The following is a 7,140-nucleotide window of genomic DNA, read 5'->3' as shown; positions in this document are numbered from 1 at the left end:
TGCTGGCACCGGTTCACCGGGATCAGCACCTTTTTCGCCTGGCTCTGGCCCAGGGCCACTGCCATGTCCGGCGTGATCTCCCCCATTAGGGAATCGGCGATGACGATGCCCATGGGCCCGATGATGATATCCGCCCTCCGGCTCCCCACAATGGCCGGGTTCTCTCCTGTGGCTCCGGCGTCCGCCCCGGCCTTCAGCATGGCGGCAGTGGCGATGCTGTTGGTGCCGATGGCCAGGATCTCGTCCTCCGGAAACCGTTTCCGGATCTGTTCCACCACGCTTTTTCCCATGCGGCCGCCCTGGCCGTCCATTACCATGATCGTCATATCCCTGTTCCTCTCTTTCCTGCTTTTAAAATTTTCTGCTCCCGCCTCCATGGCTTCTTCCGCTGGAGGACCGGTGGGTGGTGCTGCGGCCGCCGGAGGAAAGGCTCCTGCCTCCGCCGCTCCTTCCGCTGCTGCGGTGGTCCTGGGAGGCAATGACCTGCTGGGTCACATAGCTTCCGATCAGAAGATCCGTCACCCGGCTCCCCATACGGAAGGCGCTGTCCTTCCGGTAGGAAAGCTTAAAATTGGCCTCCATCCGGCTTTCCTCATCCCGCATATTGTACTCTCTCACAACGCCCAGGACGGCAAAGCCGCCGCAGGCAGCCGCAGCCGCCAGGGCAAACAGGGCCTCATACCAGCGCACCGACCGGTAGCGGCTGATCTTTCCAGTCTCCGAGTCGTAATTATACTGGTCCGCGGCGATCCCGTTGTCGTAGCAGACCTCCAGATCCTCCATAAACGCTCCGGCTGCCTGGTAATAGTCTCCGGCTGCGGCATAGCCGTACATGTCGTCCAGCACCGCTTCGATCCGGCTGTCCGTCAGATACCGCACCATCTTCCCTTCTGTGGAGATACACAGCTCCCGGTTGTCCATGTCGATCAATAGAAGCGCCCCGTCGTGGCCGCTTCCCGTACCAAAGCCGTGGGCCTCATAAAAATCGTCCGCATAGGCCTGGGCAGAACCGGGATTTTCCTCTGCGGTCACCACCGCCGCATCCATATCCATCTTTTCCCGGAGGGCGTCGATGGCCTGCTGGAGCTCTTTTTCCTCTTCCTCCAGAAAAAGATCCGCCTGGTCAAAGACCCTGACGTTTCCTGCCATCTCCCCGGAGCCCGCGGCCTGGGCGGTCATACTCAGTCCGCTCCCGGCATTCCCAGGGATCCCAACGGCCATAAACGCCGCCATGCCCAGGACTCCCATCCATTTTTTCATCCTCACAGAAACCACCCTCCGATCATAAGCGCTGCAAACACCGGGAAAAATACGCCGAAGAACAGCCCCGCCAGCTTCCTTTTATCCACCGGCAGCCGTCCCCAGATCTTTCCGGTCTGGCCGTTCATGGCAAAATAGTACGTTTTTCCTCCGGCCCTGTGGCCATAGGTCATGACCCATACCGGCAGAAGGGCGTACTGCCACCGGGGATCCCGGATCTCCATGGAGGAATCTTTTATACGCACGCTGCTGTATGTATCCATGGAGGACCGGAGCCGGTCCAGGGTATACTGCTTTACCTCCTGCTCCGCCTCGCCTGCAAAGCTCTCCCCGTCCATGTCCCGCCTTTCCGCCTGGAAACCAGAGAGATACCCCATCTGGAAGGGCAGGAGCTTTTCCATATCAAAGGGCAGGACTCCCTCCACCAGCTCCTTATTGCTCTTTTTTAAAGCATTTCTTGTTAAATTTTTAACTTCCAGTGTACCCGCCCGTTCCACTTGGTACCTTTTATGCTCTGTGTACCGGGTCCTGCCGGAGACCCAGGTGCGCTGTTCTTCCGCTTCCGCCTCTGCCTGGCCGTCCACCTGGCAGCTGTATATGAGGTAAGGGAAGTAGATCCCCGACAGCTTTTCGATCTGGTCCCTGGAGAAAAAATCCCCCGTCACAAACTTCTTTTTTCCGATCCAGCTTAAGAAGCGGGATGTGGCCTCCTTTTTATCTATGGCAAAGGGGATGACAAAGTCCGGCATATGGTCTCCTGAAAGGCGGCCGGAAAAGACCACCGGGTTATGGCAGTAATAGCAGAAGGAAGCTGCCGTGGTGGCGTCCGTGACGATCTGGGCCCCGCAGCTGGGACAGGTGTAAACGGCCGCCTCCCCGGTTTCCGGAGACTGGGACGAGTCCCCTTCCTGGGGAGCCGTCCCTTCCTCTTCCAAAACAGCCTTCTCTTCCTCTGCGGGAAAAGCGGACGCCTCCTCCATCCGCTTCATTTCCTCCTCTGTGAACTCTGAAAGGCAGTATTCACATTGGAATTTCTGGGAATCCGGATCAAAGACCAGGCCGCCGCCGCAGTTGGGACATTTATAAGACATCAGCGCCATATGCTCTCATCCTCCGTCTCTACTGTCTTGGTCTTCCGCACTCAGAGCAGAATTTCCCCGTGTTCACAGCGCCGCAGGTACAGGTCCAGGCTGCGGGCGCAGGTCTGGGAGAGCCGCATTCGGGACAGAATTTTCCCGTATTCACGCTGCCGCAGGCGCAGGTCCAGGTCTGCCCGGCAGGCCCGTTCTGGCCTCCTCCTGCATTGGGCCTTGCTCCCTGGCCGTACATCCCGTTTCTTCCCTGGTTCATCATCTCTATCTGTCTTGTGTTGGCTGCCGAGGCTGCGCCCATGAAGCTTCCCCCGCTCTGCATTCCGATCCCCATGCCCATGAATCCGGCCAGGCTGCCGTTGGGATTGGAGCCGGCCGCATTTAAGCCCTCAGCGATCTGTCCCTGGACGTATCCCTCCCGGATGGACGGATCGCTTAACATGGCGCCCCGGTTCCTTAAGTTGATCAGCTTCTGGGATTCCTCGTCGTAGGAGATGCTTCCGATGCCCACGGCCTGGATCTCCATGCCGCGCAGCTGGTTCCATTCCTCGTCCAGGACATTGGCCATGTACCGGCCCAGCTCCCGGCCTTTAGAGGCCACAAAGGAGATCCGGATCCCGTCGGCAGACATCTGGTTGATGGCCGTCTGGAAAGCCTCCATATATTCATTGAGATACTGCTCGTTGATCTCATCCATCTCCACATGATCCGTATTCTTCGGGATCACTTCCCCGTAAAATTTCAAGGGATCTGTGATCTTCACAGAGTACGTCCCATGGGCCCTGAGGAACAGCTCCGCGTTATAAAAGCTGTCGAAATAGTTCACCGGCGTCCTGGTACCGAACTTCAGGCCCTTGATCTCCTGGAGGTTGATATAATAGACCCTCTGCTCCCCATAGGTCTGGCCGCCGAAACGGATCCGGTCAAAGGATTCCTTTAAAGCCTCTCCAAACTGGCCGTTGAACAAGGACGGGGCCATGGAATTGTTGACCGTGTAATAGCCCTCTTCTGCCGTGTAATCCACGACCCGGCCGCCGTCCACCAGCATCATGAACTGGTTGGGGTATACCCGGATCCTGGAGCCGTTGGATACCACTCCCGGCGTCCCCTTTGTATTCTGGCCCCTGCGGGTGGGAACTCCAGCAGAAAAAACAGTCTGGTCCCCCATGTTTCCCGGCTCGATGACCTCCAGCCACTGGTCTGCAAAAGCGCCTCTTACGGCATCCGCCGCTGCTTTGATGATTCCCATAGATCTATTTTCTCCTTCCAATGGATTTTCTGCCGTCAGCCTTCCGTTCTCAGCGAACGCAGAAGCCCGATCTCTCTTTTATATCCCTCCAGGTCATTGGGCGTCTCCAGGCAGAAGGGAAGCTCACGGAGCGCCGGATGGTTCACCACCCGCACCAGGGCATCCAGGCCGATGTGCCCCTCCCCGATCCTTGCATGACGGTCCTTTCTGGCCCCCAGAGGGTTCATGCTGTCGTTTAAATGGACAGCCTTTAATCTGGATAAGCCCACGATCCGGTCAAATTCTGTTAAGACCCCGTCCAGATCGCCTGCGATATCATAGCCGCCGTCCCAGACGTGGCAGGTATCCAGACAGACTCCCATTTTCTCCGAAAGCTCCACCCGGTCCAGGATCTCCCTAAGCTCCTCAAACCGGCTTCCCACCTCGCTGCCCTTTCCGGCCATGGTCTCCAGAAGGACTATGGTGGACTGCTCCGGCTTTAAGATCGCGTTCAGCGTTTCGGCGATCAGCCGGATCCCGGTTTCCGTTCCCTGCTTCACATGGCTTCCCGGATGGAAATTGTAAACGTTCCCAGGCGTATGCTCCAGTCTTTCCAGATCGTCGGCCATGGTATTCCTGGCAAACTCCCGGACCTTTTCATCGGCCGAGCAGGCGTTTAAGGTATAGGGCGCGTGGGCCACCAGGGTCCCCAGCCCCTTTTCTTCCTTTCTCTTTAAAAATTCCCGGATATCCTCCAGGTCCAGGGCCTTTACGCTGCTGCCCCTGGGATTTCTTGTGAAAAACTGGAACGTGGTGGCTCCGATCCGTTCCGCATCCCTTTCCATGGCTGTAAAGCCCTTGGAGCAGGATAAATGGCATCCGATATAAAACATAGCGCCCTCCTATTTCTTCTCATTTTTCAGAGGATTTAAAAAATACACGGCTCCCCGTACCAGCCCGGCAGAAAATACGGTCTGGACCAGTATGCTGACCGGGATCCAGTGACGGATCACAAAATTATCCGGTCCGTTTCCAAGGAACCGGCGGATGGACAGGTCCGCGATCCCTCCCGTCACCTGCTTTTCCATGATCTCCCCAAAGGTAGCCAGGGGGTTCAGCAGAAGAAGGTAGACTGCGCTGCCGGACGAAGCCGCCGGGCGCGTCTCTCCCAGCTGGTAGATCTCCTCTGCGATCTGCATCTGGGACATATTAAGAAGAAAAATATTTAACATATATGTGCCCACCACCACCAGCAGAAGGATCCCGTAGGTACACACATTGGAAAAGGTGGACCGGCGCATCAGCGATGAAGAAAAAATCCCGATACCGCCGCAGAAGACCGCCGTCACCAGAAAACATACCATTAAAAACGCCAGGTCCATCAGATCCATACTGCCGTATACAAAGGTCAGCAAAAGGATGGGGAAGCTGGATACGATCAGCACCATCAGCTGGCTCAAAGCAGAAAACAGTTTTCCCATCACAATATCCTTCGGCGTCATCCTGGTGGTAAACAGAAGCTCCAGGGTCTGCCGCTCCCGCTCTCCGCTGATGCTGCCGGAGGTCAGCGCAGGCATGATAAACATTAAAAGCAGGAATTCCAGGGTCGCCACAAAGGCGTAAAGCTGAAGGAAGCTGGAATACTGGACGGAGGCTGAAATCCGCACCTGGGCCACTGCCGAATACATATTTAGCAGCGCCACCACCGCCAGGATCCCGTTGAACACCAGGATGATCAGGGGAATCCGGAAGCTCCGTGCCCGGACCGTCACCTCTCTTTTATAAACGGGATTACTCTTCACTGCTGAGCACCACCTTTCCCTTATCATGGCTTGTGATCTGCATAAAGATACTTTCCAGGTCTCCCTGCTCTCTGATGAATCCGCTGACTGGGATCCCCGCCTCCATGAGGCTGTATAAAAGCTCTGCCTCTGCCTGCCGGTTTCCGTGGAAATTGACGATGATGTCCTCGTCCCGGATGGCGATGGTCTGGACCCTGGGATCCTTTTTTAAGATCCCGATGGCTGTCCGGCTCTCGCCGCAGATCCGGATCAGCAGCGGGTTGGAATCATTGACCTTCTGGAGGATCTCCGCCATGTTGCCGGAAAGGACGATCTTTCCGGCGTCGATGATCCCGATGTCTGTACACATCTGGGACAGCTCCGAAAGGATGTGGGAGCTGACCAGAATGGTCTTCCCCTCGGCGCACAGCTCCTTTAACATCTCCTTAAATTCCATCCGGGTCCTGGGATCCATGCCGGAGGTGGGCTCGTCCAGGATCAGAAGACCGGGATCGTGGATCAGAGCCCTGGCCAGGCAGAGCCTCTGCTTCATTCCCCGGGAAAGGCTGTCCACAAAAAAGTCCGCCCGGTCAGAAAGCTTCACCTGGTCTAAAAGCTCCTCACACCGCTTTCTGCCCATGAGGCCGGAGAGGCCGTAGCAGGAGGCAAAAAACTCCATATATTCCCGCACCTTCAGATTGTCATACATGCCAAACTCATCGGGCACATAGCCAAACTGATCCTTTGCCTCCTCCCGGAACCTTAAAGTGTCCTTTCCGCAGATCTCCACCGATCCCTCGTCCGGCTTTAAAAGCCCCGCCATGATCTTGATGGCCGTGGTCTTTCCGGCTCCGTTGGGCCCCACAAATCCGTAAAGGGCCCCCTCCTCCACTTCCATATCCAATCCCCTCAGGGCTTCAAAATTCCCAAATTTCTTTTTTAAGCCATGGATCTTTAACATCAGCGTTTCCTCCCTGTCACCACTGGCACCGGCAGCATCGAGGTAACTCCCGAAGTGTCCCCTTCCTCCGCCGTATATTTTACCACCAGGCTGTTCTCCGCAGACAGGTAAGGCGCCAGCACGCTTTCCGTAAATCCGCCGCCGGAAAGGTCCACCGGGTCGTAATTCTTCGTTTCATTATTGTAAAAACAAGCCTCGCCCTCAAACGGCCGGATATAATAAAAATCCTCGCCGCTGAAAAATTCCGGAGAGATAAAGGTGAAGGCCACCTTTTCCACGTCCAGGTCTGTTCCCAGGAAGTATTCCACCGTCACTGGCTCTGTTCCATAAAGGGAGAGGCCGTCGCTGCCGTATCCCATGTTCCCGGAGACCACCTGCTGGGGATTATAAAGACCGCTCCTCCAGACGCTTCCTCCCTTTTCTGTGGTCATCTCCAGCTCCTGCGTATAAAGGACCTGGCCGTCTGCCGCCTGGCCGTCGGGTGAGACCCACTCCCAGAGCCCCTGCTCCGGGCCCAGGGCAGAAAACCGCGCGCCGGAAACGTAGGCGCCGCCGTAGGTCTGATCCAGATACCAGCCGTAAAGGCTCCGCCGGTCCGTATTCCGCAGAAGCTCTTCATCGTCCAGCTCCTTCCCGGCCGAATCCCTCTCCACCAGCCACTGGGCAGCCAGATAGGTCATGTTCACCGGCCAGTTTAACACAGGCTCCTCTTTAAGCTCCCGTACCTCCCCGGGCTCCAGATCTCCCAGCGGGCAGACCTGTCCGTAAAAGAATACGGCGCTGTCGGTCAGGGGAAAATCATAGTCATTTCTGATATAG

8 protein-coding genes are annotated in these 7,140 nt (G+C 56.6%); all 8 read right to left on the bottom strand.

Annotation, left to right across the window (positions count from 1 at the left end):
• The coding region (locus tag WIH05_RS00485; RefSeq protein WP_337424817.1) for a DUF3842 family protein at positions 1-326 on the bottom strand (326 nt) is incomplete at its 3' end.
• Between the two features lie 25 nt (positions 327-351).
• Positions 352-1,260, bottom strand: a complete 909-nt coding sequence (locus tag WIH05_RS00480) for a TPM domain-containing protein (protein WP_252207394.1) — start codon at positions 1,258-1,260, stop codon at positions 352-354.
• A 2-nt stretch (positions 1,261-1,262) separates the two neighbouring features.
• Positions 1,263-2,360, bottom strand: coding sequence for a TFIIB-type zinc ribbon-containing protein (locus tag WIH05_RS00475; protein WP_337424816.1), 1,098 nt, complete (start codon positions 2,358-2,360; stop codon positions 1,263-1,265).
• A gap of 19 nt (positions 2,361-2,379) precedes the next feature.
• Entirely contained in the window at positions 2,380-3,600 is a 1,221-nt protein-coding gene (locus WIH05_RS00470) for an SPFH domain-containing protein (protein ID WP_337424815.1), read from the bottom strand.
• Between the two features lie 35 nt (positions 3,601-3,635).
• A complete protein-coding gene (locus WIH05_RS00465) occupies positions 3,636-4,472 on the bottom strand; it encodes a deoxyribonuclease IV (RefSeq protein WP_022273024.1) in 837 nt (278 codons plus the stop codon).
• 9 nt (positions 4,473-4,481) lie between these two features.
• Positions 4,482-5,381 carry an ABC transporter permease subunit gene (locus WIH05_RS00460; RefSeq protein WP_337424814.1) on the bottom strand — a complete coding sequence of 300 codons (900 nt, stop codon included), beginning with the start codon at positions 5,379-5,381 and terminating at the stop codon, positions 4,482-4,484.
• The gene (locus WIH05_RS00455) at positions 5,371-6,321 is read right to left on the bottom strand and encodes an ABC transporter ATP-binding protein (RefSeq protein WP_337424813.1); all 951 of its coding nucleotides are present in this window, start codon (positions 6,319-6,321) and stop codon (positions 5,371-5,373) included. Before WIH05_RS00455 ends, WIH05_RS00460 begins: the two co-directional genes overlap by 11 nt.
• Positions 6,321-7,140: hypothetical protein (locus tag WIH05_RS00450; protein ID WP_337424812.1), on the bottom strand; the 820-nt coding region annotated here is incomplete at its 5' end. The genes WIH05_RS00450 and WIH05_RS00455, both read right to left, overlap by 1 nt.

This window comes from Alitiscatomonas sp. (genome assembly GCF_037242085.1).
Taxonomy (GTDB): Bacteria; Bacillota; Clostridia; order Lachnospirales; family Lachnospiraceae; genus Alitiscatomonas; species Alitiscatomonas aceti.
Note: the sequence above shows the minus strand (reverse complement) of the source record. Positions and strands in the feature narration are given on the sequence as shown.